Origin of the sequence: Actinoplanes sp. NPDC048791, from assembly GCF_040650095.1 — a bacterium.
Taxonomy (GTDB): Bacteria; Actinomycetota; Actinomycetes; order Mycobacteriales; family Micromonosporaceae; genus Actinoplanes.
In genome coordinates this window covers 1-26929 of record NZ_JBEZGQ010000016.1, presented here as the reverse complement: position 1 = coordinate 26929, position 26929 = coordinate 1, and the positions used below count along the sequence as shown (strand labels likewise).

Here is a 26929-nt window from a genome sequence, read left to right as displayed (position 1 = left end):
TCGCGCGCAGCGAGGAGAGGACCTCGCCGGCCGTACGCCAGCCGCTGGCCAGCGCTCCCTGGATCGACGGGCTGTCGCGGTGGTCGCCCGCCACGAAGAGGCCGTCGCCCAGCGCCACGGGCTTGCGGAGGCGGGCCTGCGGAACGTTCGCCGCGGGCAGGGCGTGTGGCAGGGTCACCACGCTCAGCAGCTCCCAGTCGTCGGTCGGGACGCCGTACATGCGGGCCAGCTCGACCCGGATCACCGCCTCGGACGCGCCGGACGGGGCTGACACGCCGACCGATGAGGCGGCGATCAGGGATTTGCCCGCCGGGGCGTACTCGGGGGCCGCGTTCGACATCACGACCGTGTTGGCCACGATCTCGCGGCGGTCGCCGTCCAGCAGCAGGGTCGGCTCGTCGATCGGGGCCTGGTCCGCGCCGAAGTAGTACGTCGTCAGGCCGCGCATGTCCGGCACCGGCAGCCGGGGCAGCAGGGTCGCCGCCGTGGCCGGGTCGGTCGCCACGATGACCGCGCGGCAGCGCAGCTCCCCACCGTCCGTCACCACCTGGCCCGGGCTGACCGACAGGGTCCGGGCGCCGACCAGCAGCTGCGGGTACGGCAACGGGCCCGCCACCGCCGCCGGCAGGGCAGCCATCCCGCTCGCCGGCACGCCGATCCGGCCCCGCGCGAACGAGCGCAGCACCATCGCGAGCACGTGGCTGGACGTGTCCAGGGAGCGGTCGGCGAAGACACCCGACAGGAACGGCCGCAGCACCTCTTCGATCATCCGGTGCGACAGGCCCGCACGCCGCAGCGCTTCCTGGGTCGTCATCTCCGGGGCGTCGAGCAGCCGGGCCGGCGGGAACGTCGCGTAGCGGGTGGCCAGCGCCGCGAACTTGAGGCGGTCGGCTAGCGAGCCCACCCCCGAGGTCAGCGTCCGGGGCGCCGAGCGCGGCTCACGCAGCGGGTTTTCCAGGCGGTGCAGGCCCGGACCCCGGCGCACGAGCACGCCGGAGGTGAAGTAGCGCATGTCGAGGGCGTCGACGTCGACCAGCGCGGGGACCCGCGGGTACGCCGTGTTGAGCACCTGGAAGCCGCGGTCGAGCCGCCAGCCGTCCACCACGTCGGTGGCCACCCGGCCGCCGATCCGGTCGGCCGCCTCCACGAGCAGCCAGTTCACCCCGGCGCGGTCCAGGCGCCGGGCAGCGGCGAGTCCGGCGAGACCGCCGCCGACGATGACGACGTCCACCGATACGGGCTGCGACACGGGCACACCTCACTGGAGGACAAACAACGCAGACCTCAGCCTAACGGCGGACCGGCATCTCAGCAGGCGAAAGAACAACCGCACGGGACAGGGCGGCAGATCGCAGCCCGCCGGGATGTGTTGACTTCCTCTCGCGCTGCACCGTAGTTTTGATTCACAACATCGTAGTGACAGATCCCTGGAGCGTTTTCCGGTCGGTGCCGACCGGCGTGGGCGCCGGATCAGGTCACACCTGACGCTTCTCGTTGCGAGAGTCGAGGACCCATGCCGATCGACCCGTTCAAAGTCAGGCACTGGATGAATCTCCGGAAGGTGACCGCCCAGCAGGTCGCCGAGCAGGCGGGCCTTTCCGGCGAACAGATGGCCGCGCTGCTGTCGGACGGCGGTGCGCCGGTCCCGGACGAGGTCTTCAGCGCCTGCGCGGCCGCGCTGCGCGTGGAGCCGGGACAGCTGTCGACGAACACCGAGCCGGACCTGACCGTGGTCCTGCAGTCGGCGCAGGAGCTGCGAGACACGTGCCGGCCGATCCAACGCGACGGCATCCACTTCTACAACTACTACTCGATGGCCGCCCCGGCCGGCCGGGTGTCACCGGTGATCCTGGACATCCTGTGCCCGTCGGGCCGGCTGCCGGCACTCAACAACGGTCACCTCGAGCCGGCCATCACGGTCAACCTCGGCCCCGGGGACATCCACGGGCGCTGGGGTGAGAACCTCTCCGAGGCCACCTGGCAGGTGCTCGAGGCCAACCGGGACACCGACCGGTGGATCACCGGCGACTCCTACGTGGAGCCGTCGTACTGCCCGCACTCGTACTCGCTGGCCGGTGCGGAAGCCGCCCGCATCGTCTCGTATACCGGACAGTCGAATCTGGTGCCGCTGGTCGAGGAGCTGAACACCTGGTCCGAGCCCGCCTTCGCCAACTTCCTCGACGCGCTGCCCGAACGGACCGAGCCGGCCGCTCTCCTCGAGCTTCTGCTGGCCCGTCGTTGCTACGACACCGCCGGCGCGGCCGCGGCCGCGGGCATCACCGAGGCCGGCGTCAAGCAGATCCTCACCGACCCGTTCGGCTCGCTGCCGGAGATGCGCGCCCTCGGTTCGGCTCTCGGTTTCGACTACCGGCTGTTGCTGCCGCCGGAGCGGCGGCACGACCCGGTCGGCAAGACGTGGACGTCCGTGGCCGAGGGCCGCCGGACACAGCGGGACTTCCGCGGATACCGGGTCGCGTCGATGGCCAGCGCGCCGCACCTGAGCGACCTCAGCGGAACATTCCTGCAGGTCGAGACGGCCGCGGGCGAGCACGGCGGCGACCTCGTCGAGGCCAACGAGAGCCACTATCTCGTGATCTCCGGCGCACCGGCGCTGAGCTGGCAGGATCAGCACGGCGCCTGGCAGTCGGCCGGGCTGGAGGTCGACGCGTCGGCCTGGGCCGGTCCGTTCGTCCGGCATCGCTGGTCGGGCACCGGCTCGGTGTTGCGGTTCGGCTCCGGCAGCCGGGCCGGTTACCTCGATCTGTTCGAGCTCACCAACACGTTCGCCGTCGCCGCCACTGCGCGCCGCAGCCGCCGGGACACCCGCGGCTGGGGATACGACAGCTGATGGCCGGCCTGCGGGTGGTGTACACCGATCCGGCCTGGGCGGTCGACGAGACGGGCAGCCTGCGCCCGGAGCGCGCCGAGCTCGAGCGGGGGATCCTCGGCCCGGGGATCTCCGTCGAGCTGGGACCGTTCGACGCCGGTTACGTGCTCGCCGGCGAGCAGCTGCACCAGGCGGTCAAGGGCGCCGATGCCCTGGTCGTCTATCGCTGCCAGGTGACGCCGGAGCTGATCGAAGCGGCCGGCCCCGGCTGCCGGGTGATCGCCCGTAGCGGGGTCGGCATCGACAACCTCAACGGCGAGCTGCTGCGACGCAGTGGCGTGTACGGCTTCCACATCCCGGACTACTGCGGCGACGAGGTCAGCACGCACACCCTGGCGCTGCTGCTCGCCCTCGAAAGGGGAATCTGCGTCCAGGACCGGCTGGTCCGAGCGGATGAATGGGGCATTCACCGGGGCCAGATCCCGCGCCGCGCCGCGGACCGGGTCGCCGGCATCGTCGGCTTCGGCCGGATAGGGCGCGCCACCACCCGCAAACTGCAGCCGTTCTACCGCCGGGTGCTCGCCCATGACCCGTACGTGCCGGCGGACCTCATGGCCAGCCACGGGGTGGACCGGGTCGACCGGCTGACCGAGCTGTTCGAGCGGTCCGATGCCGTCATCCTGCACGCCGCACTGACCGCCGAGACCCGTGACCTCGTGAACACGGCAGTGCTGGCCGCCGCCCGCCCCGGCACCCTGCTGGTCAACACCGCGCGAGGCGGCCTGGTCGACCTGGCTGCCGTGCTGGCGGCGCTGAGCGAGGGCCGGCTCGGCGGGTACGCCTCGGACGTCTTCTCGCCCGAGGACCCCAACCGGACCGAGCCCGGCCGGCGGTTGCTCGCCCGCGACGACGTCATCGTCAGTTCGCACCGCGCGTTCCTGTCCCACGAGTCGGAGCTCAGCCTGCGGCGCCGGGTCGCTGCCGGGATACGCGCCGTGCTCGTCGGCGGAACGCCACCACCGGAAGGACAGGTCGCATGAAGCAGCAACCCACACCCGGCCACGCAGGCACCGGACCGGCCGCCCGAGGAGCACGATGATCGACGCGGGAGGCCTGATGGCGGAGCTCATCGCCGGCGGGGTCACCACCGTCACGGGGGTGCCGTGCTCGTACCTCACCCCGGTGATCAATCGGGCGATCAGCGATCCGGGGGTGCGCTACCTGGCCGCGACGCACGAGGGCGAGGCCGCGGCGATCGCGGCGGGCGCGTGGCTCGGCGGCGGCCTGGGCTGCGCCATCGGACAGAACTCCGGCCTTGGCAACATGGTGAATCCGTTGACCTCGCTGAGCTATCCGGCGCAGATACCGCTGCTGGCCATGATCACATGGCGCGGTGAGCCGGGCCGTCCCGACGAGCCCCAGCACGAGTTGATGGGGCGGATCACCGGCTCGTTGCTCGATCTCATGGAGATCCCCTGGGGCCTGTTACCGGCGACGCCGGCGGAGCTGCCCCGCGCGATGCACAGCGCCTGGCAGTTCCTGCGGGACAAACAGCTGCCGTACGCCGTCGTGCTCCCGGCCGGCCGGGTGATCGACGAGCCGTTGCACGAGGCGGCGCCTGCCGCTCGCGAGCCGCGGCTCGTCTCGTACCCCGACGCACCGGCGCCGACCCGCTGGGCCGCGCTGGAGTCCCTGCTCACCGAGCTGCCGGACGACGCGGCGGTCGTCTCCACCACCGGCAAGACCAGCCGGGAGCTGTACACCATCGCCGACCGCCCGCAGCATTTCTACCTGGTCGGCGCGATGGGTTCCGCCGTGTCGGTCGGTCTCGGGGTCGCGTTGCACACACCCCGGCCGGTCGTGGTCATCGACGGCGACGGCGCACTGCTGATGCGGATGGGCAGCCTGGCGACGACGGCGACGCACGGCCCGGACAACCTCGTGCACATCGTGCTCGACAACGGCGTGCACGACTCAACCGGCGGCCAGCGCACGCTGTCCGCCGCCGTCGACGTCGCCGCAGTGGCCGCCGCCTGCGGATATGCCCAGGTGCACCGGTGCCACGGCCTGGCCGATCTGACCGTGGCGCTGCACAGCGCCCTGAACGGACCGGGCCCCTCCTTCATCCACCTGCCGATCGAGCCGGGGTCGCAGTCGCCGTTGGGCCGGCCCCGGGTGACCCCGTCCGAGGTCGCCCGGCGGTTCCGCGCCTTCGTCGGGGAGCCCGTCGGATGAGCAGGCATCCGGTGGCCGTCATCCACGGCCGGTTCCAGCCCCTGCACCTCGGCCACCTCGAGTACCTGCTGGCCGGCGCCGAGCGGGCCGACGTGCTCGTCGTCGGGATCACCAATCCGGATCCCACCCAGATCGCCGTCGAGGAGTCCGACCCGGCCCGCAGCACCGACGAAGCGAACCCGTGGACCTACTACGAGCGGTACCTGATGACCGAGGCCGCGCTCACCGAGGCCGGCATCGCCCGTGAACGCCTGCGGATCGTGCCGTTCCCGCACAGCTTCCCGCAACGCCTGCGTTACTACGCACCCCGCGACGCCGTCTACCTGCTCACGGTCTACGACGAGTGGGGCGACACGAAGCTGGAGCGGTTCCGGTCCCTCGGACTCGTGACCGAACTGATGTGGCGGCGCACCGACAAACCGATCAGCGGCAGCCGCGTACGGCAGGCCATCGCCTCGTCTCTGCCCTGGGAAGAGCTGGTGGCGCCGGGCGTCGCCCGAGTGATCAAGGAGTGTGGCAGCGATGTCCGAATTCGCGAGGCAGCCGGTCGCGGGACGGATCTTCTTGATCGCCCTGTGCGGGGGCGGTGACCGGCCGGATCCGGCCCTGGGTGGCCGTACCTCGTTCGAGGCCGCCGCGACGCCCCACCTGGACCGGCTCGCCACAGCCGGCGTATCCGGGCTGCTCGATGTCATCGGCGAGCGGGTGCCGCCGGAGTCGGACTCCGGGGCGATGGCTCTGCTCGGATACGACCCGCTGGTCCACTACACCGGACGCGGTCCGCTCGAAGGCCTCGGGATGGGTTTCCTGGAAGCCGGCGGCGGCTACTGCGCGGCGTTCCGGATCAACTTCGCCAGTGCCCGTCCGGGATCCGGCGAGCTCGACCGGCGGACCTCCCGGGATCTGTCCGACGCGGAGCTGGCCGTCCTGGTCGAGGAACTCCTGGCCGGCGTGACCATGCCGGCGGGCGTGACGCTGCGGCTCACCGGTTTCGGCCGGCACCGCGGGATCCTCGCCTTCACCAGCCGGACGGTGCCACTGTCCGGCCAGGTCAGCAACACCGATCCCGGATTCGTCAACCGGGGGGCGTTCGGCATCCCCGTCAACACCCCGGTGTCGACTCCGCTGGAGGCCAAGCCTCTGGTCGACGACGACGCGGCCGGGTACACCGCGATGCTGGTGAACGACTTCGTCCGGCAGAGCGGCGAGATCCTGCGGCGCAGCGAGGTCAACGAGACCCGTACGCGGGCCGGCCGGCGCCCGGCGAACACGATCCTGGTGCGCGACGGGGGCAGCCGGCCACCGAAGTTGCCCGGCTTCGCCGCCGGCAAGCTCGCCTTGTCGATGTACGGGCAGGTGCCCGCCGAGCGCGGACTGGCCGGTCTGATCGGTGGCCGGTTCACGACGGCGCGTACGGGTCCAGGGCAGACCGATCCGCAGTTCTACCAGGAACTGGTGCCGGCCGTGCTGGCCGACCCGGCGGACGTCGTCTTCGTCCATCTCAAGGGACCGGACGAGCCGGGCCATGACGGCCAGCCGGCGGACAAGGTCCGGGCGATCAGTGAGATCGACGCCGGGTTCGTCGGTCCGCTCGCTGATCGGCTGACCCCGGCCGACACCCTGGTGGTCACGTGCGATCACGCCACCCCGTGTGCGCTCGGCATCCACTCGGCCGATCAGGTGCCCGCCGTCGTCTTCGGGCCCGGCGTCCGGCCGGACGCGGTGACCGCCTTCGGGGAGGGGCCCGCCGCGCGCGGCGCCCTGCCGGTGCAGCGGGCGAAGGATCTGCTCGGCTGGCTCATCTCCATCCGGACCACGACATGACCCGGGTCTCCGGTCTGCGTCTGCGCGGCATCCTGGACTCACGGGCACAGGTCACCGTCGAGGCCGATCTCGCCTTCACCGACGGAGTCACCGGCCGCGGTTCCGCGCCCCGGGCAATCGCACCGGGGCGGCGGGAGCGGGGGCGGCGGGCGGACAACACCCTCGGGTCCTTCGAGCACACCGGACTCGTGGCGGAGCTGGACCGATCGTTGGTCGGGCAGCCGGCCGGGCCGCAGGCCGAGTTCGACCTGTTGCTGCGCGAGCTGGACGCCACCGGGTCACTCGGCTCCGACGTGACTGTGGCGCTGTCGGTCGCGTTCGCCCGCGCCGGGGCCGCTCGACAGGGCCGCTCGCTGCACGAGTACCTCGCGGCGGCCGCCGGTACGGTCCCCGGCGTGCCGCGGCTGCTGGTCAACGTGTTCTCCGGCGGCATCCACCACGCCGGGGAGCCGGACGGCTTCCAGCAGGTGATGCTCGTTCCGGAGACCGCGGGGCTGATCGACGACGTCGGACTGGCCCTGGACGTCTTCGCCGTGGCCACCGAGCTCGCCACCCGCGACCACGGCGCACCGCGGCTCTCCGCGTCCAGCGGGATGCTGATCCCCGCCGACAGCGCCACGCAGGTGGCCCTGCTGCGTGAGGCGATCGAGCGAGCCGGGCGGGTCGGCCAATGCTCGATCGGCGTGGACGTCGCGGCGGAACACATGTGTGTCGCCCCCGGCCGGTACCGCTTCGCCGGGGCGGTCCTCGAGGCCGGGGCATTCGCCGACCGGCTGGCCGAGCTCGCCGGCGGGGTGGTGCCGATGTCCTACCTGGAGGATCCGTACGACCCCGCGGACGACGACGCCTGGCTGAAGCTGCCCGCCCGGCTGCCGCCGGGGACGACGGTGTACGGCGACGACCTGTTCGCGACCGACGCCGCCCGTATCGATCCGGCGCTCGCCGGGGGGATCCTGCTGAAGCCCACCCAGGCCGGAACCGTCACGGGCGCATTGTCGGCGGCACGGACGGCGCAGACGGCCGGGATGCGGCTGGCGGTGTCGCACCGCTCGGGCGAGACCGGCGACACCGCGATGTGTGATCTGGCAGTGGCGGTCGGCGCCGGCCTGATCAAGGTCGGTGGCCCGCGCCGCGGCGACCGGCTCAACCAGTACAACCAGCTTCTCCGCCTGGCCGAGGCCGTGGCGGAGCGGACGAGCCCTCTGACGTGAAGGAGAACCCCAGCGTGTCGCGAGCCAGCAAGTTCAAGGAAATGATGCTGGCGCCGGAGATCCTCGTGGTCCCCAGCGCCTACGACGCACTGTCCGCCAAGGTCATCGCCCAGACCGGCTTCCAGGCCGTGCACATGACCGGTTCCGGCACGTCCGCCAGCATGCTCGGGCTGCCGGATCTCGGCTTCGCCACGATCACCGAGATGGCCACGAACGCCAAGAACATCACGCTCGCCGTGGACCTGCCGGTGATCATGGACATCGACGCCGGCTACGGCAACGCCATGAACACCTGGCGGTGCGTCCGTGAGTTCGAGCGGGCCGGCATCGTCGGTGGGCACCTCGAGGATCAGGTCGTCCCCAAGCGCTGCGGCCACCTGGAAGGCAAGCGCCTGATCTCCACCAGAGAGATGATCGGCAAGATCGAGGCGGCGGTCGAGGCGCGCGAGGACCCGGACTGGACGCTGATCGCGCGCACCGACGCGCGGGAGAAGCTCGGTCTCGACGAAGCGATCAAACGGTCCAAGGAGTACGCCGCGGCCGGCGCGGACTGCATCTTCCTGGAAGCGATGCTCTCCGTCGACGAGATGAAGCGGGTACGTGACGAGATCGACGTCCCGCTGCTGGCCAACATGGTCGAGGGTGGCAAGACACCGTGGCTGACCACCGCGGAGCTGGAGGCGATCGGTTACAACCTGGCGATCTATCCGCTGTCCGGGTGGATGGCGGCCGCCTCCATCCTGCGCAAGATGTTCGCCGAGCTGCGTGACAAGGGCACCACCCAGGAGTTCTGGGACGCCTACGGGCTACGGATGACCTTCCCCGAGCTCTTCGAGGTCTTCGAGTACGAGAAGCTCTCGGCCCTCGAGGAGCGTTTCGTCGTGAAGAACAGCGAGGAGTGATGTTCCTCGACGGTCGCATCCAGCCGGCCGGCACCGAGGTGCCGGTGTTCAACCGGTGGACCGGTGACGTGATCGGTTCGGTGGCCCGCGACGGCGCCGCGGAGGTGGAGGAGGCGGTGCACCTGCTGACCGAGCGCCGGCGTGTGCTGGCACCGGCCGAACGGGCCGGGATCCTGCTCCGCGCCGCCGAGGCGGTCGAGGCCCGAGCCGTGGAGTTCGCGGAACTGATCACCGCGGAATCCGGGGTGTGCCGTCGAGAGACGACGAGGGAGGTTTCCCGCGCCGCGGGAAACCTCCGCGTCGCGGCCGCGGAGGCCGAGCGTCTGCGCGGCGAGTCCATCCCCCTGCCCGACGGGGACCGGCTCGCCGTGACCATCGCCGAGCCGGTCGGGGTGGTGGCCGGCGTGACACCGTTCAACCGCCCGCTCAACCAGGTGGTGGTCAAGGTGGCTCCCGCCGTCGCCGCGGGTTGCGCCGTGGTGGTGAAGCCCTCGGAGCAGACGCCGCTGACGGCGTTGCGCTTCGCGGAACTGCTTGTCCATGCCGGTCTCCCGGCCGGGATGCTCGCCGTCCTCACCGGCGAGCCCGGGGTGGTGGGACCGCTGGTCGTCGGCCACCCCGGTGTCGACATGGTGACCTTCACCGGCAGCGTCGCCACGGGCCGGCTGGTCGCCCGGGCCGCCGCCGGTAGGCGCCTGGTGATGGAGCTGGGCGGCAACGATCCGCTGATCGTGCTCGGCGACGCCGATCTCCCGCGTGCGGTCGCCCTGGCGACCGACGGGGCATTCGCCACGGCCGGGCAGTCCTGCCGGGGAATCAAGCGGATCATCGTCGACGACCGGGTGGCCGACGAGTTCGTCGACCTGCTGGTGGCGGCCACCGCGAGGCGACGGGCCGGGGATCCCCGGCTCGACAGCACTGATATCGGGCCGTTGATCAGCCCGGCGGCCGCCGCCGAGGTGGAGCGCCGGATCGCGCTCGCCGTCAAGGACGGCGCCACCTTGCGGCACGGCGGCGAACGCGTGGAGGCGCTGATGCAGCCGGCCGTGCTGGACCACGTCGCGGCGAGCAGCGAGCTCGTGCAGAACGAGACCTTCGGTCCGGTGGCTCCGGTGATCCGGGTCGGCTCGACGGCGGAGGCGATCGAGGTGGCCAACGGCACGCCGTACGGGCTGCAGGCCGGTGTCGTCACCCGGGACGTCACCGCGTTCTGGGAGATCGCTGCCGGCCTGCGGGTCGGTGCGGTCAACCTCGACCACGGCCCGCACTTCGACTCGCCGCACATCCCGTTCGGCGGGGTGAAGGCGAGCGGGGTCGGCCGCGAGGGGATACGGTGCTCGGTCCGGGAGATGAGCACCATCAAGACCGTCACCGTCCCGTTCCCCACTGCTTCCCGGTGACCCCGACCGGTGCGGCGGCGCACGAGCTGCTGTTGACCCGCGACGCCGCGGGCGCGCTGCGCGCCGCGGTGGACGCGATGGGGGCCCGGCGGGTGCTTCTCGTCGGCTCCGGCTCCGGCCTGGCCCGCAGCGGGTTGTCACCGGCGCTGGCCGGGCGGGAGGTCAGCGTCTTCACGGGCTTCCGCCCGAACCCCGATCTGGACGACGTGCTCGTCGGGTGCCGGCTGGCCCACCGGGAGCGCCCCGATGTGATCGTCGGTATCGGTGGCGGTTCCGCCATGGACACCGCCAAGCTGGTCCGCAGCCTGCCACCGGACCGCGAGCGCGCGATCGCCGCGCTCTCCGGCGACGAGGCCGCCGGCCCGGACATCCGGATCCCGCTTCTCCTGCTCCCGACAACCGCGGGTACGGGCAGCGAGGTGACCCAGTTCGCGACGGTGTACGTCAACGGGCGCAAGCATTCCCTGGACCGTCCGCAGGTGCACGCCGACATCTCCATCGTCGACCCGGCGCTGACCGCCACCTGACCCGCCGAGGTGACCTTCAGCTGCGCATTCGACGCGCTGGCGCACGCGCTCGAGTCGCTCTGGTCGTTGCGGTCGACGGCAGAGTCCCGGCGTTTCGCCGCGCGGGCGGCCCGGGGCATCAGCGCTCTGCTGCAGCCCGGGCCGCGGCGGTGGGATCCGGCCAGCCGCGAGCGGATGAGCCTGCTGGCGATCGACGCCGGCCTGGCGATCAACCGCACCCGGACGACCGTCGGCCACGCGGTCGCCTATCCGTTGACCGTCCGGTTCGGAGTGCCGCACGGGCTGGCGTGCCTGCTCGCCCTCGCGGCGCTGCTCCCGGCGGCCTGCGCGCGCCTCGACGAGTCCTGTGCCGACCCCCGGGGGGCCGGCTTCGTCGGCCGGCGGCTGGCCGAGATGGCCGAGCTGCTCGGTAGCGACCAGCCGGCCGGCATGGGGGCCACGTTGAGCTCGATGGTGCGCTCGGCCGGTTTCGACCACCGGTTGCGTGCGTACGGGGTAGGGCCGGATCAGCTCGACGGGATCGTCGCGGACGCCCTGGGCACCGCTCGCGCGGACAACACGCCGATCACCCTGGATCGGCCCACCGTACGGGAGGCGCTGCAGCAGGCCTGGTGAGCGACCGGACCGCAGGCTGGGCCGGGCAGGCCCGCCGGCGGATCTCCTCGACCAGCTGCGCCTGGCGTACGATCCCGGCGTCCGGGTGGCTGTCCCCCTCCCGGATCGCCCGCAGGAACGCCCCCAGCGCGTTGCCGACCTGGTCGTCCGGCGGCAGTACGAGGCGCTCGCTCCCCCCGGAGCGGGTGACGGTGATCTCCGGAGGGTGGTCGGCCGGAGGTGTGAAGGCGCGGTTCACCTCGATGTCTCCGCGCGACCCGGCAATGCGGTACTCCGACCGGTAGGGGCCGTCCAGGCCGAACGTGAGATGGGCGAGAACCCCGTCGGTGGTACACAGCACGGCGTGGCCGGCGACGTCCACGGGGTCGTCGGCCGCCGCCCCGGTGCGCAGGCCGGCGGCCAGCACGGTCAGGTTCGATCCCAGGAAGTACCGGGCGACGCGCACCGGGTAGCCGCCGAGGTCGAACAGGGCACCGCCGCCGAGAGCGGCCTGGTACCTGATGTCCGCGGGGTCGCGCGGCGGGATGGTGAAGGTGGCGGTCAGGCTACGCACCCGCCCTATCTCACCGCGGGAGATCAGATCCCGGACCGCGCGATGCTGCGCATGGTGCGGGAACATGTAGTTCTCCCGGAGTACCAGCCCCCGCGCCGCGGCCTGCAGGGTCAGCCGGGCGGTGTCCGTCACCGAGACGGTGGCCGGCTTCTCCACCAGCACGTGTTTGCCGGCGGCCAGCGCCCGGCTCACCCACTCGGTGTGCAGACCGGGCGGCAGCGGTACGTAGACGGCGTCGACGTCATCGCGTTCCAGCAGCTTCTCGTACCCGGTGACCGCTGCGCAGCCGAAGGCGTCGGCGACCCGCCGGGCCTTCGCCGGGTCACGGCTCGCCACCGCGGCCAGCCGCACGTCCGGCCGGTCACGCAACGCGGGAAGGATGCGGCGCACGGCGATGTCAGCACCGGAGAGCACGCCGAGCCGGACCGCGGACATCAGACGCCGTACAGCAGGCACAGCAAGCTGCGTGCCTCTATGTTCAGCTGGTTGCCGAAGCGCACCAGGTCGGCCAGCTGCCGCAGAGTGGCCCATGCGTAGTCGGGGGGCAGATCGGGTGCGAAACCGGCGTCCGCCTCGACAATCATGTAGCGATTCTGCACGTGATAGAAGCGACCACCCTCTTCGGACAGTACGCAGTCGGCGTGCACCCGGGCCGGCGGTGACGCGAGCACGTAGCGGCGGATCTCGGCCTCGGCCCGGGGATCGGCGAACATCTGCGGTCCGGTCTGCACAGTGGGACCGATCTCGGCGACGTCCTGCGTGCCCGGCTCGGTGTGCGCCCGCACTAGGACGTGGGCCACGCCGTCGAAGGACTTCACCACAAAGGCGTGCAGTCCGGTCCCGGCACTGGTGATCATCGGCTGATTCCAGTGCGACACCTCCCGGGTGCTGGCACGCACGTCGACGCCGATGACGGACAGGCCGGTGTCGTCGTCCGGCCGCAACTCCCCATCGACGTGCCGCCAGCCGGCGACCTGACGCAACGGCACCCGTCGCTGGCGCACCGTCCGGTTGGTACGCGCCTCGGTCAGCCAGCTGAGCAGCGCGGGCGTGCTGAGCAGCATGCGATGCTCGTGCAGTGAGCGGGCCAGCGCATCCCGGAACGGGGTGGGCAGGCGCCCTCCCCCGCTGGCGGCCAGCGCGGAGAACACCGTACGCGCGTCCATGTTGAGCACATTGTCGAGCCGGCTCAGGTCGGTGACCTGTCCCAGGGTCAGCCAGCAGAAACCGTCCCGCACCGGCACTTCCCGGGTGGTCTCGACGACGATGTTGCGGTTGCGTTTGTGCAGGTAGTAGGACCCCTGCTCGGATTGCAGCGAGTCATGGTGCACGATGCCCCCGCTCGTGGCGAGGAAGTGCTCGAGATAGTCGGGGGTCCGGCCACCGTGCGCCCGCTGATAGTTGCTCCGGGTCGCCTGCACCGTCGGTGAGAGCTGCAGGACGTTGACGTTGCCCGGCTCCATCTTCGCCTGCAGCAGGAAGTGCAGCACGCCGTCGAACTCCTTGGCGAGCACACCCAGGATGCCTATCTCGGGCTGCACGATGACCGGCTGCGACCGGGGTGGCGCGTCGCCGGCCTGCGCCTCCAGGCCGGCGATGGCGTAGAAGCGGCCGGCCCGGTGCACGATGTCACCCGTGCCGGGGGCGAGGTTCCAGTCCGCCAGGCTCTCCAGCGGGCAGCGGCTGACCTCGTACTCCTGGCTCTCCCGGCGCTGCCGCAGCCATTGCGGCACCGCCTCGGTGCGCATCTTGCTGAATCGCCGGATCCGGAGCGACTCGCCGAGTCGTTCGGCGAGCCGGCGGGAATCCTGGTGGTCACGGGGACGTGGCAGGGCGTCGGGAAGCACGGGTTGCCCCTTTCCGGTGGTCGCACGTTCGTTGAGCGGCCCGACCACCAGCGGGCGGGGTCGCTAGTCGGTCCGGGCCGGCTTGCGCTTGTCGAGGCCGAAACGCTCGGCGATGGCCATGCAGGCGTCGACCCATACCGCCAGCACGCGGTCGTCATCGACGCCGAGCGGCTTCTCGCCGTAGATCGACTCGAGCATTCGGTAGTAGCCGAGGGAGCCGACCATGGTCAGCGCCAGCGCCTCGTGGTCCAGGTCCTTGGCGCCGACGTCCTCAGCCAGCCGCTTGAGCCAACCGGCGATCTGCCGGAAGGAGTCGTCGTGCACCGCGTCCCGCAGTTCGCTGCGCAACTCCGGGAAGAGGTGACCCTCCTGACGCAGCAGCCGGTCCAGCGGTTCTCGCCGGGCCAGGTCCTGCAGACTCCACCGGCCCAGCATGATGACCTCGGAGCGGAGATCGGCCAGGGGCAGCAGATCCATCACCGGCAGTACCCGGCCGAGTTCCTCGACCTGCCGGAGGATCCCCGCCCGAAGCACTTCCTCCTTGCTGGAGAAGTACTGGTAGAGAGCTCCGGAGCGCGGCGCCAGCCCGGCTCGGGCTTCAATGTCACCGACCGTGGTGTTACGGAATCCCTGCTCCGCGAACAGGTCCATCGCTGCGCTCAGGAGCCGATCGCGAGACGCACCGCTTCGCTCCAGCCGTTTGTTCGCGGAATCCGCCGATTCGTCCTTCGTTGCCATTGTCGTCGCCAGTCTGAGTCGACGGTCGCATTCAGCGGTTCCGCACGTCTACATCGAGTGGTCCAAGCCTAGACGACCGCCGGTGCCCGGATCCCGGCCGGGCGGCAGGTTACTGCTGCTCACGTCCCGCGAGGCGGCTTCACAGCCGCACGGGCAGACGTTCCAGGCCGTGCATCAGCAGACTGGGTCGCCAGACCAGCTGATCGGCCGGCACCGCCAGCCGCATGTCCGGGAACCGGCGAAGCAGGCCGCTCAGGGCGATCTCCACCTCCATCCGGCCCAGCTGCGCGCCCATGCAGTAGTGGATGCCGTAGCCGAAGGCGACGTGGCCGCGCGCCGACCGCGTGACGTCCAGCTCAGCGCCGTCCGGGAATCGGTCCTCGTCGTGGTTCGCCGACAGCAGGGAGACCAGGACGAACTCGCCGGCCGGGATCTCCACGCCGCTGAGCTCGATCGCCTCGGTGGTGAACCGGAAAGTCGCGGTGCTGACCGCGGTGTCGAAACGCATGAGCTCGTCGATCGCCCCGGCGATCCGCTCCGGCTCGCGTTGCAGCAGCTCACGCTGGTCCGCGTTGGTCAGCAGGGAGAGCGTGGCGTTGCCGATGGTGTGCACGGTGGTCTCGTACCCGGCGACGACCAGCAGGAAGATCATCGACATCAGCTCGGCCCCGGTGAGCTGGTCCTCGTCGTCCGGCGTGTTGACGAGCGACGACAGCATCCCCTCGTCGGGCCGCACCCGCTTGGCCTCGATCAGCTCGGAGAGATAGGCGACGACCGCGCTGCCGGCCACCTCCACCGAGGCCGGATCGTCCGTGGTGACCAGCGCATCAACCCAGCCGCGAAGCCGTTCGGTGTCCGACAGCGGGATGCCCAGCAGGTCGAGGATCACCATCATCGGCAGCCGGAACGCCAGCTGGTCGACCACGTCGATCTCGTCGCCCGCCCGGAACGCGCCGAGGATCTCGTCGGCGAACGCCTGGACCCGGGGCCGCATCTTCTCCACCCGGCCGGCCGTGAAGGCTCTCAGCACCAGCGTCCGCAGCCGGGTGTGCTTGGGCGGATCGGTGTTGAGCATGTAGTCGATGATGTCCGGGTTGAAGTGCCGCCGTTTCGCGGGCACCATCATGTTGCGCTCGATCAGATCGCCGGCCCCGAGCATGTTCTTGCTGACCCGCGCATCGTTCATCACCAGCCGGACGTCGTCGTACCTGGTCACCAGCCAGACCTTGAGGCCGTTGGGAGTGATCACCGGCCGTACCGGCGCGGTGCGCCGCAGCATCGCCGTGACCGCGTGCGGATCCTGCATGTAACGGTGGTCGAACAGCTCCTGAGGAATCTGCTCGGTCGTCGATTCCGTGTCTGTCATGATCTTCCTTCGGTCGATGAGGTCCGCGGCCGGGTCGATTCGACGTCCCGGCCGGCGTCGCGTTCCGGCACCGGCGCTGCGCCGCGCGTCCGGCGGTGCCGGGTCAGATCCACGACGAGCGGGATCACCGCCGCCGCGATCACCGCGGCAACCACCCACTCGAGCTTGTCCGCCAGCAGGTCGCCGACCTGATAGGCGAGCAGGATGATTCCTTCGGCCCAGCACAGTGCGCCTACGACGTTCCAGAGCAGAAACCTTCGCCAGGGGTAACCGACCGCGCCCGCGACGGGGCTGATGAAGGTACGAACCACCGGGATGAAGCGGGACAGCACGATGGACGCGGGCGCGCCGAGCCGGAAGAACGCGCGCTCGGCCCGCCGCAGGTGACGCAGGCGCCGGGGTGAGGCGCCGCTGAACACCCGGGCGCCGACAGCCCGTCCGGCGGCATGCCCGGCCTGGGCACCGGCGATGACACACAGCGGCGCCCCGATCAACAGGCCGGTCAGCGACAGCCGGTGGTCGAACTGCGCCGCCGCGGCCGGCGACGCCGCCACCCCGGCCACCACCAGCAACGAGTCACCGGGCAGGAAGAAGCCGATCGGGAAGCCGTACTCGACCACCAGCACGACCAGGACCCCGATGAGCCCGAACGTCCGGACGAGGGTGCCGACGTCCATCACGGTCCCCATCGCGCTGCCTCCCGCACGTCAGCTCATCCGGCCGAAGACGAGGGCCACGTTGTGGCCGCCGAACGCGAAACTGTTCGTGAGCACGCTGTGCACGTCGGCCTCCCGCGGTTCGTCGCGTACGAGGTCGAGGTGTAGTTGCTTGTCCGGCCTGTCCAGGTTGGCGATCGGCGGGATCAGTCCGCTGGTGATCGCCTGGATGGAGGCGATGGCCTCGAGTGCGCCGGACGCACCCAGACAGTGACCGGTGATCGACTTGTTGGCCGTCACCGGGATCTCCGGTGCCGCCGCCCCCAGCGCCGAGTGCAGAGCGATCGTCTCGGCCGCGTCGTTGAAGGGTGTGCCGGTGCCGTGGCTGTTGACGTGTGCGACATCCTCGGCGGCGAGACCGGCCGAGCGCAGCGCCGAGGTGATGGCGCGCCGGGCGCCCGAGCCGTCCGGCTGCGGCATGGTCGCGTGGAACGCGTCCGAGGACCTGCCGTAACCGGTGAGCTCGGCGTGGATGCGCGCCTGCCGACGCCGGGCATGGTCGAGCGATTCGAGGACGAGCACCCCGGCCCCCTCGGCGATGACGAAGCCGTCCCGATCGGTGTGGAACGGCCGGCTCGCCCGGGCGGGGTCCCCGTCGGACACCGAAAGCGCGCGCATCCGGGCGAATCCTCCGACGATCGTCTCCACCACAGGCGCGTCCGCGCCGCCGGCGATCACCACATCGGCCTCGCCCGAGCGGATGAGCATGGCCGCGCACGCGATGGCGTCCGGTCCGGAGGCGCAGGCCGACACCATCGTCAGGACCGAGCCGTGCAGGCCGTACTCCAGGCTTATCCGGGCGCTGAGGGCGTTCAGCATGGCCATCGGGATGAACCGCGGCCGCATCGCCCGTTCACCGCGTTCGATGACCGCCCGGGTGTTGCTCTCCCAGGTGCCGATGCCGCCGATGCCGGTACCGATCACCACGGCGACCCGGCCGTCGGCCTCCGCGGTGAGATCCAGACCGCTGTCGTCGACCGCGAGCCGGGTGGCGGCCATGCCCAGGTGCGTACACCTGTCGTCGGCGAGCCGGTCCCGGCCCGAGGGCGCCAGCGACTCGGGCAGATCGACCTCGCCCGCGATGCGGACCGAGAGCCGGGACGGATCGAACGACGTGATCGGCCGGATGCCGCTGACGCTCTTGAGCGCGGCCTCGTGGAAACGCTCGAGGCCCACGCCGATCGAACTGACCGGTCCCATGCCGGTGACGACGACACGGTCGGCGGTCATGAGTCGCGGCCCCGTTGCCCGCGGCGCCGGTAGACCACGACCTGCCCGTCCTCCACCGCGGTGCGGTAGGTGGCCGCCCGTGACCGGCCCAGCGGCAGCACCGGGCAGCCGGTGCGCACATCGGTCTCGAAATTGTGGAACGGGCAGATGACCACCCAGGTGTCCGGTGAGCGTTCGTGTTCACCGACGCGGTCGCTGACCCACATCCGCTCGACCGAGCCACCGGAGAGCGGCCCACGCTGGTGCGGACAGTAGTCGGCCAGCGCGGTGTATTCACCGTTGCCGACCGCGACCACGATGATCCGGCGGCCGTCCACCGCGAGTGCTTTCATGCTGCCCTCGGGCAGCTCGGTGACGGCGCAGGCCACGTGCCGCACCTCGGTGTCGGCCGGGCGGGCCCCGATGCTCATGCCCGGTCCTCGAGCCGGTAGAACTTGGCCGCGTTCTCGTACATGATCTTGCGACGCAGGTCCGCCGGGAAGGTGGACGGCAGCGAGTGCTCCGGCGAGTCGAAGTCCCAGTGCGGATAGTCGGACGAGAACATCAGGAACTCGTCGTTGCCCACCATGTCGAACATCTGGTAGAGGTGGCTCGGGTTGTCCACCACCTCCATCGGCTGCGTGGTGAACTTGACCTGCTCACGGATGTACTCGCTGGGCAGCCGCTTCACCCACGGCACCTCGCGGCGCAGGCTGCGGAAGTTGTGATCGAAGCGCCACAGCAGGTGCGGCAGCCAGGTCCAGCTGGACTCGACCATCGCCACCCGCAGGTCCGGGAACTTCTCCAGCACGCCACCGATCACCAGGCTGATCAACTGCGACTGCCACGCCTGGCAGATCGCGGTGTGCCACTCGACGTAGTACGGCGGCAGACCCACCGCTGTCTGCACGTTGGCGCCCTGGTGGAAGGCGACGGCCAGATTGTTACGGACGGCAGCCTCGTACACCGGGTGGTAGAACTCGCGGCCGAACGTGTCGTGCGAGACGACCGGCAGCATCACCTGCACCATCTGCGGGTGGCTGCCGAGCCGGTCGATCTCGTCCGCCGCTTCCTGAGGCGACTGGGCCGCCACGTGGATCGAGCCGAGGAACCGCTGATCCTTGGCCAGCCACTCGGCGATGACCCAGTCGTTGTAGCCGCGGGCGAGCGCGACCGCGAAGTCCGGCTGGGTACGCCACTCCCCCGGGTACATCAGCCCCGTGAGGACGGCGTAGTCGACGTCATAGGCGTCCAGGTGCTGCTCGCGCATGAGCCGGTAATCGGAGCCGGCGCGCAGCCCGGACTGCGGGATCGCATCGGGCCGGGCGAGCCCACCGGTGGTGGGCCAGGAGTACGGGATCGAGATGCCCATCCAGTTGTCCGGGTGGATCCGGCTGCGGAACGGCTCGTCGATGTAGTCCAGGAACTCGGCGCCGCCGATCATCTCGTGCACGTCGGTGTCGATGAGCGTACCGGTGCGTTTCTTCGCCACGGTCTCCTCGGACGGGCCACTGAGGACTGATGTCACGGTTGCACTCCTTCGCTGATGTCCGGGGTGGGCACGAACGTTTGCGGACGGTCGGAGCCGGTGATGCCGTACCGGCGGGCCACCAGGCGCTCCAGCACGCGGTCGGGCACGAACCGCCGGGCCAGCCGCAGCGCCGGTCCGCCGCTGCCGACGGCGGTCACCAGCGGTGGACGTGCCGTCGTCGTCAGGCGCAGCACGGCCTCGGCCACCTCCCGGGGGTCGCCGGCGTGCTGATGCGCCGCTGTCACGGCCGCGCGGACCTGCTGCATCCGCTGCGCGTACGGCGATCCGGGCACGGTGTGCCACTCGCGCCGGTCATTGATCTCGGACCGGTAGTAACCGGGCTGGACCAGGGCGGCCGTGATGCCGAACGGCGCGACCTCGGTGCGCAGGGCGGTGACGAAGCCCCGCAGGGCGCCTTTGGCCGCCGCGTACCCGCCCTGGAACGGCACCGGGAAGTCGGCCATCAGGGAACCGATGAAGATGATCCGGCCACCGCCGCGGGCCCGCATGCCGGGCAGCAGCGCCTTGGTGAGCTGGACAGGCCCCAGCACGTCCACCTCGAACAGCCGGCGGACCGCTTCGTCGGGCACGTCCTCGAGCGGCCCGCCCAGGCTCTGCCCGGCGTTGTTGACCAGCGCGTCGACCGGGCCCACCCGCTCGGCGCACCGGCGCACCCCGTCCGGGTCGCCCTGATCGAGCGGCACGTACGTGACGCCGGGCAGCCGGGCGGCCTCGCTCATCCGCTCCGGTGCCCGCGAGGTGCCGAACACCGTCCAGCCGCGGCGGACGGCAAGCTCCGCGGTGGCCCGGCCGATCCCGCTGGAGGCGCCGGTGACCAGCATGCGCCGCTCACCGGAGGAACTCGACGAGCCGGGCATAAGCGTTCACCACCTTCTCGATGTCGGCGGTGGTGTGCTCGAGGGCGAGCATGTCGCGACCCATGCGGGACAGCACACCGGCGTTGGCGACCGGGATCATGTAGTCGGCGAGCAGCGTCCGCCGGTGGATGATCTCGGCGGCGTGGTCGAGGGCGTCCGCACCGAACGCGTGCGGCGCCGTCATCTCGATCTTCACGACCGTGCCCAGGTGGTACGCGAAAAACCCGAACTCACTGGCGTCGAACACCTCGTTGAGCCGGCGTACCAGCTCGGCGGCACGGTCGATGGCGCCGTCCAGCGCGCCGGGCCGGGCCAGCTCGGCCAGGCAGTGGTAGGCCGCCGCCATGGACAGCGGGTTGCCGGACATGGTGCCGCCGATGTAGGCGAACGGGCCGTCGGAGGGCAGACCCGTGCCCGCTGCGCTCATGACGTCCGCCCGACCGGCCACCACACCGCAGCCCGGATAGCCGTTCATCAGGCCCTTGCCGAGGGTGAACAGGTCGGGCACCACGCCAAGGACGCTCTGCGCACCACCGAGGCCGGCCCGGGTGCCGCTGACGACCTCGTCGAAGACGTACAGCGCGCCGTGCTCCCTGGTCAGGCGGGCAGCCTCGGCGTGGAACCCGTCGTTGAACGGCACCAGGCCCGACTCGCCACCGAGCGGTTCGGACAGCACCGCGGCGACGTCGCCCTCGCGAAGCACAGCGGCCAGGTCCTCCAGACGGTGCGGGTGCACCAGCACCGTGTTGGCGTAGTGCGACTCCGGGACGCCGCCGGCCATGAACGCACCGGAGCCCGGCACCTCGAGATCGACCATGAACTGGTCGCCCCAGCCGTGGTAGTGACCCATGAACTTGACGATGCGCCGGCGTCCGGTGACGGCGCGGGCGAGCCGGACCGCGGCCAGATTGGCCTCGGCACCCGAGGCGGTGAACCGCACCGCCTCCGCGGCGGGGAACATCGCGCAGATCGCGTCGGCCGTCCGCAGCTCGTACTCGTCGAGGTGGCCGTGGAAGCCGGTACGGGTGGCCACGACCTCCTGAACTGCCCGGTTCAGCCGCTGGTGGTTGTGGCCGAGCGAGATCGCACCGCCGGCCAGGATGCAGTCGACGTAGGTGTTGCCGTCCACGTCGGTCACCGTGCCGCCGGCACCGCGGTCCATGAACAGCGGGTACGGCGTGGTCAGGGCGTCGACATGGCCGGTTCCGCCCCCGATCCGCGAACGTGCCGTCTCGGCCAGCGCGGCCGATCGGGTGGTGCGCTTCTCGAAGAAGGCGCGTTCGCCGGCCAACCGGTCAGGGTCCGGCACGGGGGCCGGCCGCTCGGTGAGGGCCCGGGCCCGCGCCAGGACCTCCGCGGCCGGCATGGTGCCGAACCGGCGGGGCGGCGCCTGAGTGGTCACGCCGGCACCGCCGCGGACCAGCCGAGCACCTCGTGCGCCGCACTCTCCATCGCGGTGATCGTCTGGTCGACATCGGCCATGGTGTGATCCGCGGTGGGAATGAGACGCAGCTGCCCCACACCCTGCGGAACCACCGGATAGATCACGCCGGAGCAGAAGACGTCGTACTTCGTCCGCAGCCGGTCCATGAATTCCAGGCCGACCGCGACATCGAGGTCGCGCAGGTCGAACATGACCGGCGTCACCGGCGCGGCCGTGGCCCCGACATCGAAGCCCGCCTCACGCAGCCCGCTCTGCAGCGCGCTGCTGACGGCCAGACACTGCTTGCGCAGATCGGGACGGGTACGCATCAGCCGCAGGCGCACCCGGTTGCCCGCGACGATCGGCCACGGCAGGCCCTTGGCGAAGATCTGCGAACGCATCGTGTAGCGCAGCTGCCAGACGATCTCCGCCGGCCCGGCCACGAAGGCGCCGATACTGGCGCCGGCCTTGGCGAACGTGCCGAAGTACAGGTCGATCCCGTCCTGTACGCCCTGCTCCTCACCGGTTCCGCCACCGTCGGGTCCCATCACGCCGAAGCCGTGGGCGTCGTCGACCAGAAGCCGGAACTCGTGCTTCTGCTTGAGCGCGACGATGTCGGCGAGCCGGCCCTGTACGCCGGACATCCCGAAGACACCCTCGCTGATGACCAGCACCGAATCGCCCGGCTTGCGCAGACTGTCGACCTGCTGGAGCACCGTCTCCAAGCGGGCGATGTCGTTGTGCGGGAACGATTTCGCCTTGCCGGCGTGCAGCCGGACGCCGTCGATGATGCAGGCGTGGCACTCGGCGTCGTAGACGATCCAGTCGTGCCGGGTGACCAGTGAGTCGATCAACGACAGCATGCCCTGGTAGCCGTAGTTGAGGAACAGCGCGGCGGGCTTACGGGCGTAGTCGGCCAGCTCGGTTTCGAGGGCCTCCAGCTCGTCGGTCTCGCCGGTCATCATCCGCGAGCCCATGGGAGCGGCCAGTCCGTAACGGTTGGCGAACTCGGCGTCCGCCTCGCGCACCTCCGGCAGGTTGGCCAGGCCCAGGTAGTTGTTGACGCTCCAGACCAGCATCTCCCGGCCGTTCCACTCCATCCGGCTGCCGATCGGACCCCGCAGCCGGGGAAAGCTGGCCTTGCCGTGGATGGCGTGCGACAAGGCCGCCAGCGGACCTCGCGGGCCACTCGTGAGCTTTTCGAACAGGTCCAACGTCGTCTCCTATCCGGTCAGGTGGTCGGCACTCGCGGCACCGGTCGGGACCGCCGGCGAACGGTCAGTTGATGAGGCCGGCGTAACGCTGCTCGGCGGCCTCGAGCTCGTCGTAACGCAGCAGCGAGAAGATCTGCTTCAGGGTCGCGATCCGCGGTTCGATGCCGGTCACCCCGCGATCGCGCCACATCTCGGCGTACGCCGCGTGCATGGCGGTCACCGCTGCCCGCAGACCCTGGTTGGCCCAGATGACGCCGTCGATGCCGAGCTCACGGAAACGGGCGATCGGGGTGTCGTAGTACGTCGTGGGGGCGATGACCAGGGGGTGCCGCCCGGCCCACTCGACCGCGAACTCGGCGATCTCGTCCACCGTCCGTTGCCGGGAATGGATGAAGATCGCGTCGGCGCCGGCCTCCCGGTATGCCTCGGCCCGGGCCAGCGCCTCGCCCACCGAGTGCCCCGCGATGAGCGCCTCGGTGCGGGCGACCACGACGAAGTCCGCACCGATCTGGGCGTCCTTGCAGGCCCGGATCTTCCCGCTGAACTCGCCGACCGGGGCGAGCGCGTGCCCGTCACCGACGAAGGAGTTCATCTTGGGGAACTGCTTGTCCTCCAGGCAGATGCCGGCGCCGCCGAGGCTTTCCACCTTGCAGGCGAAGCGGCGGGCGGTGTTGAAGTTGCCGTAACCGGTGTCGGCGTCCACCAGGACGGGCACGTCCACGCTCGAGACGATCGATTCCACCAGTGCGAGCAACTGGGACCAGGAAGCTTCGTCGCTGTCCCGGACCCCCAGCACGGTGGACATGCACAATCCGGACGCCCACAGCGCCTGGAAGCCCTCGGCGAGCGCGATGCGCGCGCTGAGTCCGTCGTGCACGCCCATGATCGGCGCCGCGTTCGCCTCGGCGAGCACCGCACGTAGGGCTGCGCCGGGGCTTCGGTGGCCGGTAGCGCCGCCGTCCTGCTTGCCCGGCCTCTGGTCGATGGTCATGCGAGCTCCTCGAAGTGACTCGGTAGGGCGGTACACCCCACACTGAACACGATCACACCGTTGTTGTCCATAACAACATCGCTGTTGTTAGAAAGCCTATTGACGTTGTAACGGGTCCCACGCATGCTGGGGCACGTCCCGCTGTCTGGTTGGAAGGGAGCCTGCGATGGCGGAAAGTCCTCGCGAGGACCGGTCCCTCCTGACCGAGCGCTCCGCCGGCGAGCCGAGCGGCGTGACCCCGGACGAACGCGGCCTCCGGTCTCTTCTGCCGGTCCGGGCGCTGGGCCCCGCCTTCGTGGCGGCGGTCGCCTATGTGGACCCCGGCAACGTCGCCACCAACATGCTGGCCGGGTCGACCTACGGCTATCAGCTGGTCTGGGTGGTGGTCGCAGCGAGCTGCCTCGCCGTCCTGGTGCAGTACCTCGCGGCCAAGCTGGGCATCGCGACCGGATCCACCCTGCCGGAGCTGTGCCGGGCCCGGTTCCCGCGGGCCGTCACCCTCGTGTTGTGGCTACAGGCGGAGTGTGTGGCGGCCGCGACCGACCTGGCCGAGGTGCTCGGCGGCGCCATCGCGCTGCACATCCTCTTCGGCCTGCCACTGGCGGTCGGCGGCCTGCTGGTCGGCATCGTCGCGATCGCGATCCTGCAGCTGCAGTCGATCGGCCAGGTGCGCTACGAGCGGGTCACCGCCGTGTTGTTTCTCGTGGTCGTCGGCGGCTTCGTCGCCGCCGCACTGGCCGACGGCACGTCTGTCGGGGCGGTGCTGGCCGGCACGGTGCCCCGGCTCAACGGCAGCGGCAGCGCAGTCATCGCCGCGGGCATCGTCGGTGCCACGGTGATGCCGCATGTCGTCTATCTGCACGCCGAGCTGATGCGCAGCCGGTTCGGCGTCGCCACCGGACCCGCCGGCACGTCCCGGCGACGCGCGGTGCTCCGGGCCTGCCGCGCGGATGTCCTGCTCGCCATGTCGATAGCCGGCGTCGCCAATCTGAGCCTGCTGGTGGCCGCGGCCGACAGCCTCACCGGCTGGCAGGTCGCCGACATAGAGAGTGCGACCGCCGGCCTGCACGCCACGATCGGCCCGGTGATCGCGACGCTCTTCGCCGTCGCACTGCTGGTCTCGAGCATCGCCTCGTCATCGGTGGGCACGTACGCGGGCGCGGTCATCATGCAGGGCTTCCTGCGCCGGCGGATCCCCATCACGCTGCGGCGCCTGGCCACCCTGCTTCCCGCCCTGGTGATCCTCGCGCTCGGCATCGAGCCGACTCACGCCCTGGTACTCAGCCAGGTGGTGCTCAGCTGCGGCATCCCGTTCGCCCTGGTGCCGTTGATCATGTTCACCCGGCGGCCGGACCTGATGCGCGAGCTGGTCAACACCCGCATCACCACCGTCGCCGCCGCACTCGGGGCAGCCGCGGTCTGCGGGCTCACCCTGTCCATCCTTTTCTGACCCGATCGAGATCATGAGGAGCGAACGATGCCCACTGAGGCCGAACTCTACGACCAGGTCGTCGGCATTCTTGCCAAGACGGTCGGCCTGACGACCGACGAGATCACCAAGGACAAACTGCTGAAGGACGACCTCGGCATCGACTCGCTGTCCATGCTGGAGATCCTGGCGGTGACCGAGGACGAGTTCAAGATGCGTATTCCCGACGAGGACGCGGCGGAGCTCACCGATGTCCGATCAGTGGTCGCCTACCTCACGGCCCGGCTGGCGACCCCGGAATCGGCGGACGTCACATCGACACCGGCCACCTCGGCGTAGGCGATCCGCTAGGTTGGGGCAAGATCGTGCAGGCGGCCCGTCAGGAGACGACATGCGAGGACCCGCGTTGCACATCGCGCTGCTGACCTATCGCGGCAACCCGACCTGCGGCGGTCAGGGAATCTACGTCCGGCACCTGAGCCGGGAGATCACCCGGCTCGGGCACCGGGTCGACGTCTTCTCCGGACCGCCGTACCCGGAGCTCGATCCGGGCGTCGCGCTGATCCGGGTGCCGAGCCTCGACCTCTACCGCGAGCCTGACCCGTTCCGGATTCCCCGGCTCCGCGAGTATCGCGACTGGATCGACGTCGTCGAGGTCGCCACGATGATGACGGCGGGGTTCCCCGAGCCCCGCACCTTCTCGTTGCGGGCGCGCCGCCTGCTCCGGGCGTCCACCGAACGGTACGACGTGGTGCATGACAACCAGAGCCTCGGCTACGGCCTGCTCGGACTGCTGCGCGACGGCCTGCCGCTGGTGACCACGGTGCACCATCCCATCCAGATCGACCGCGCCCTGGACCTGAGCGCGGCGGCCTCGCCGGCCAAGCGGCTGTCGCTACGGCGCTGGTACGGCTTCACCCGTATGCAACGCAAGGTCGCCGGCCGGCTGCCGGGCATCCTGACGGTCTCCGACGCCTCCCGCGACGAGATCGTCGAGCATCTCCGGGTTCCGGCCGAACGGATCTCCACCGTCCCCATCGGCACCGACCCGGACCGGTTCGCGCCGGACCCCGCCGTGCCGCGGGTGCCGGGCCAGATCGTCACCACGGCGAGCAGCGACGTCCCGCTCAAAGGCCTGGAATATCTGGTGGAAGCCGTTGCCAAGATCCGCACGAGCCGCCCGGCGAGGTTGGTGGTCATCGGATCGGCGACTCCCCGACGCGTCGCCGACCTGCGCGAACGGTTCGGCGCGGGCACCGTCCGGTTCACCGGCCGGCTCAGCGAGGACGACCTGATCCACACCTTGCGCAGCTCCGAGATCGCGGTGGTCCCGTCATTGTTCGAGGGGTTCTCGCTGCCGGTGATCGAGGCCATGGGCTGCGGATTGCCGGTGATCGCGACGACCGCCGGGGCGCTGCCCAAGGTCGCCGGACCCGACGGGGTGGCGGCGCGGCTGGTGCCGCCGGCGGACTCCGAGGCGCTCGCCGAGCGCC

Annotated in this window: 24 protein-coding genes and 1 pseudogene; 12 read left to right on the top strand and 13 right to left on the bottom strand. The window is 70.8% G+C overall.

Going from position 1 to position 26929, the window contains the following annotated elements; genetic code table 11:
• Positions 1-1249 (bottom strand): NAD(P)/FAD-dependent oxidoreductase (locus AB0C29_RS03075; protein ID WP_360814411.1); only part of this gene is annotated, 1249 nt, incomplete at its 3' end.
• 297 nt (positions 1250-1546) lie between these two features.
• Between AB0C29_RS03075 and AB0C29_RS03070 the strand changes: the two genes are divergently transcribed.
• The 9 genes and pseudogenes from AB0C29_RS03070 to AB0C29_RS03030 all read left to right on the top strand — a co-directional run bounded on the left by AB0C29_RS03070 (position 1547) and on the right by AB0C29_RS03030 (position 11541).
• Positions 1547-2848, top strand: coding sequence for a histidine kinase (locus AB0C29_RS03070; protein WP_360814409.1), 1302 nt, complete (start codon positions 1547-1549; stop codon positions 2846-2848).
• Positions 2848-3867, top strand: a complete 1020-nt coding sequence (locus AB0C29_RS03065) for a C-terminal binding protein (RefSeq protein WP_360814407.1) — start codon at positions 2848-2850, stop codon at positions 3865-3867. The genes AB0C29_RS03070 and AB0C29_RS03065 overlap by 1 nt, the downstream gene beginning before the upstream one ends.
• 55 nt (positions 3868-3922) lie before the next feature.
• On the top strand, positions 3923-5062 hold the full coding sequence (gene aepY / locus AB0C29_RS03060) for a phosphonopyruvate decarboxylase (RefSeq protein ID WP_360814405.1): 1140 nt from the start codon (positions 3923-3925) through the stop codon (positions 5060-5062).
• Positions 5059-5652 (top strand): adenylyltransferase/cytidyltransferase family protein, encoded by a 594-nt coding sequence (locus tag AB0C29_RS03055; RefSeq protein ID WP_360814403.1) that lies wholly within the window; start codon positions 5059-5061, stop codon positions 5650-5652. Before aepY ends, AB0C29_RS03055 begins: the two co-directional genes overlap by 4 nt.
• Entirely contained in the window at positions 5585-6886 is a 1302-nt protein-coding gene (locus AB0C29_RS03050) for a CMP-5'-phosphonoformate--3-phosphoglycerate phosphonoformyl transferase (RefSeq protein ID WP_360814401.1), read from the top strand. Before AB0C29_RS03055 ends, AB0C29_RS03050 begins: the two co-directional genes overlap by 68 nt.
• A complete protein-coding gene (locus AB0C29_RS03045) occupies positions 6883-8097 on the top strand; it encodes a hypothetical protein (RefSeq protein ID WP_360814399.1) in 1215 nt (404 codons plus the stop codon). The genes AB0C29_RS03050 and AB0C29_RS03045 overlap by 4 nt, the downstream gene beginning before the upstream one ends.
• A 14-nt stretch (positions 8098-8111) precedes the next feature.
• Positions 8112-8999 carry a carboxyvinyl-carboxyphosphonate phosphorylmutase gene (bcpA, locus tag AB0C29_RS03040; RefSeq protein WP_360548647.1) on the top strand — a complete coding sequence of 296 codons (888 nt, stop codon included), beginning with the start codon at positions 8112-8114 and terminating at the stop codon, positions 8997-8999.
• Positions 8999-10399 (top strand): aldehyde dehydrogenase family protein, encoded by a 1401-nt coding sequence (locus tag AB0C29_RS03035; protein WP_360814397.1) that lies wholly within the window; start codon positions 8999-9001, stop codon positions 10397-10399. The genes bcpA and AB0C29_RS03035 overlap by 1 nt, the downstream gene beginning before the upstream one ends.
• 77 nt (positions 10400-10476) lie before the next feature.
• Positions 10477-11541: pseudogene (locus tag AB0C29_RS03030) on the top strand (phosphonoacetaldehyde reductase).
• On the opposite strand, the gene AB0C29_RS03025 reads toward AB0C29_RS03030, so the two are convergent.
• The 12 genes from AB0C29_RS03025 to aepX form a co-directional block, all read right to left on the bottom strand.
• Positions 11492-12532 (bottom strand): Gfo/Idh/MocA family oxidoreductase, encoded by a 1041-nt coding sequence (locus AB0C29_RS03025; RefSeq protein ID WP_360814413.1) that lies wholly within the window; start codon positions 12530-12532, stop codon positions 11492-11494. The pseudogene AB0C29_RS03030 and the gene AB0C29_RS03025 sit on opposite strands and share 50 nt — an antisense overlap.
• Positions 12529-13941, bottom strand: coding sequence for an NDP-hexose 2,3-dehydratase family protein (locus AB0C29_RS03020; protein WP_360814395.1), 1413 nt, complete (start codon positions 13939-13941; stop codon positions 12529-12531). The genes AB0C29_RS03025 and AB0C29_RS03020 overlap by 4 nt, the downstream gene beginning before the upstream one ends.
• A 63-nt stretch (positions 13942-14004) precedes the next feature.
• Positions 14005-14679, bottom strand: coding sequence for a TetR/AcrR family transcriptional regulator (locus AB0C29_RS03015; RefSeq protein ID WP_360814393.1), 675 nt, complete (start codon positions 14677-14679; stop codon positions 14005-14007).
• A gap of 139 nt (positions 14680-14818) precedes the next feature.
• Complete coding sequence (locus tag AB0C29_RS03010; protein WP_360814391.1) at positions 14819-16045, bottom strand: cytochrome P450; 1227 nt, start codon at positions 16043-16045, stop codon at positions 14819-14821.
• Positions 16042-16734: a VTT domain-containing protein gene (locus tag AB0C29_RS03005; protein WP_360814389.1), complete on the bottom strand. Its 693-nt coding sequence runs from the start codon at positions 16732-16734 to the stop codon at positions 16042-16044. The genes AB0C29_RS03010 and AB0C29_RS03005 overlap by 4 nt, the downstream gene beginning before the upstream one ends.
• Before the next feature lie 18 nt (positions 16735-16752).
• Positions 16753-17991 carry a beta-ketoacyl-[acyl-carrier-protein] synthase family protein gene (locus tag AB0C29_RS03000; RefSeq protein ID WP_360814387.1) on the bottom strand — a complete coding sequence of 413 codons (1239 nt, stop codon included), beginning with the start codon at positions 17989-17991 and terminating at the stop codon, positions 16753-16755.
• Entirely contained in the window at positions 17988-18401 is a 414-nt protein-coding gene (locus AB0C29_RS02995; protein ID WP_360814385.1) for a Rieske (2Fe-2S) protein, read from the bottom strand. The genes AB0C29_RS03000 and AB0C29_RS02995 overlap by 4 nt, the downstream gene beginning before the upstream one ends.
• A complete protein-coding gene (locus AB0C29_RS02990) occupies positions 18398-19498 on the bottom strand; it encodes an amidohydrolase family protein (RefSeq protein WP_360814383.1) in 1101 nt (366 codons plus the stop codon). Before AB0C29_RS02990 ends, AB0C29_RS02995 begins: the two co-directional genes overlap by 4 nt.
• Positions 19495-20343: an SDR family oxidoreductase gene (locus AB0C29_RS02985; protein WP_360814381.1), complete on the bottom strand. Its 849-nt coding sequence runs from the start codon at positions 20341-20343 to the stop codon at positions 19495-19497. Before AB0C29_RS02985 ends, AB0C29_RS02990 begins: the two co-directional genes overlap by 4 nt.
• Positions 20344-20350: 7 nt before the next feature.
• Positions 20351-21781: an aminotransferase class III-fold pyridoxal phosphate-dependent enzyme gene (locus AB0C29_RS02980; RefSeq protein ID WP_360814379.1), complete on the bottom strand. Its 1431-nt coding sequence runs from the start codon at positions 21779-21781 to the stop codon at positions 20351-20353.
• Positions 21778-23016, bottom strand: coding sequence for an aminotransferase class I/II-fold pyridoxal phosphate-dependent enzyme (locus tag AB0C29_RS02975; protein ID WP_360814377.1), 1239 nt, complete (start codon positions 23014-23016; stop codon positions 21778-21780). Before AB0C29_RS02975 ends, AB0C29_RS02980 begins: the two co-directional genes overlap by 4 nt.
• 64 nt (positions 23017-23080) lie before the next feature.
• Positions 23081-24007, bottom strand: coding sequence for a phosphoenolpyruvate mutase (gene aepX / locus AB0C29_RS02970; RefSeq protein WP_360814375.1), 927 nt, complete (start codon positions 24005-24007; stop codon positions 23081-23083).
• A gap of 166 nt (positions 24008-24173) precedes the next feature.
• Between aepX and AB0C29_RS02965 the strand changes: the two genes are divergently transcribed.
• The 3 genes from AB0C29_RS02965 to AB0C29_RS02955 all read left to right on the top strand — a co-directional run.
• Positions 24174-25457 carry an Nramp family divalent metal transporter gene (locus AB0C29_RS02965; protein WP_360814373.1) on the top strand — a complete coding sequence of 428 codons (1284 nt, stop codon included), beginning with the start codon at positions 24174-24176 and terminating at the stop codon, positions 25455-25457.
• 27 nt (positions 25458-25484) lie between these two features.
• Positions 25485-25775, top strand: a complete 291-nt coding sequence (locus AB0C29_RS02960) for an acyl carrier protein (RefSeq protein ID WP_360814372.1) — start codon at positions 25485-25487, stop codon at positions 25773-25775.
• A gap of 52 nt (positions 25776-25827) precedes the next feature.
• Positions 25828-26929 (top strand): glycosyltransferase family 4 protein (locus AB0C29_RS02955; protein WP_360814370.1); only part of this gene is annotated, 1102 nt, incomplete at its 3' end.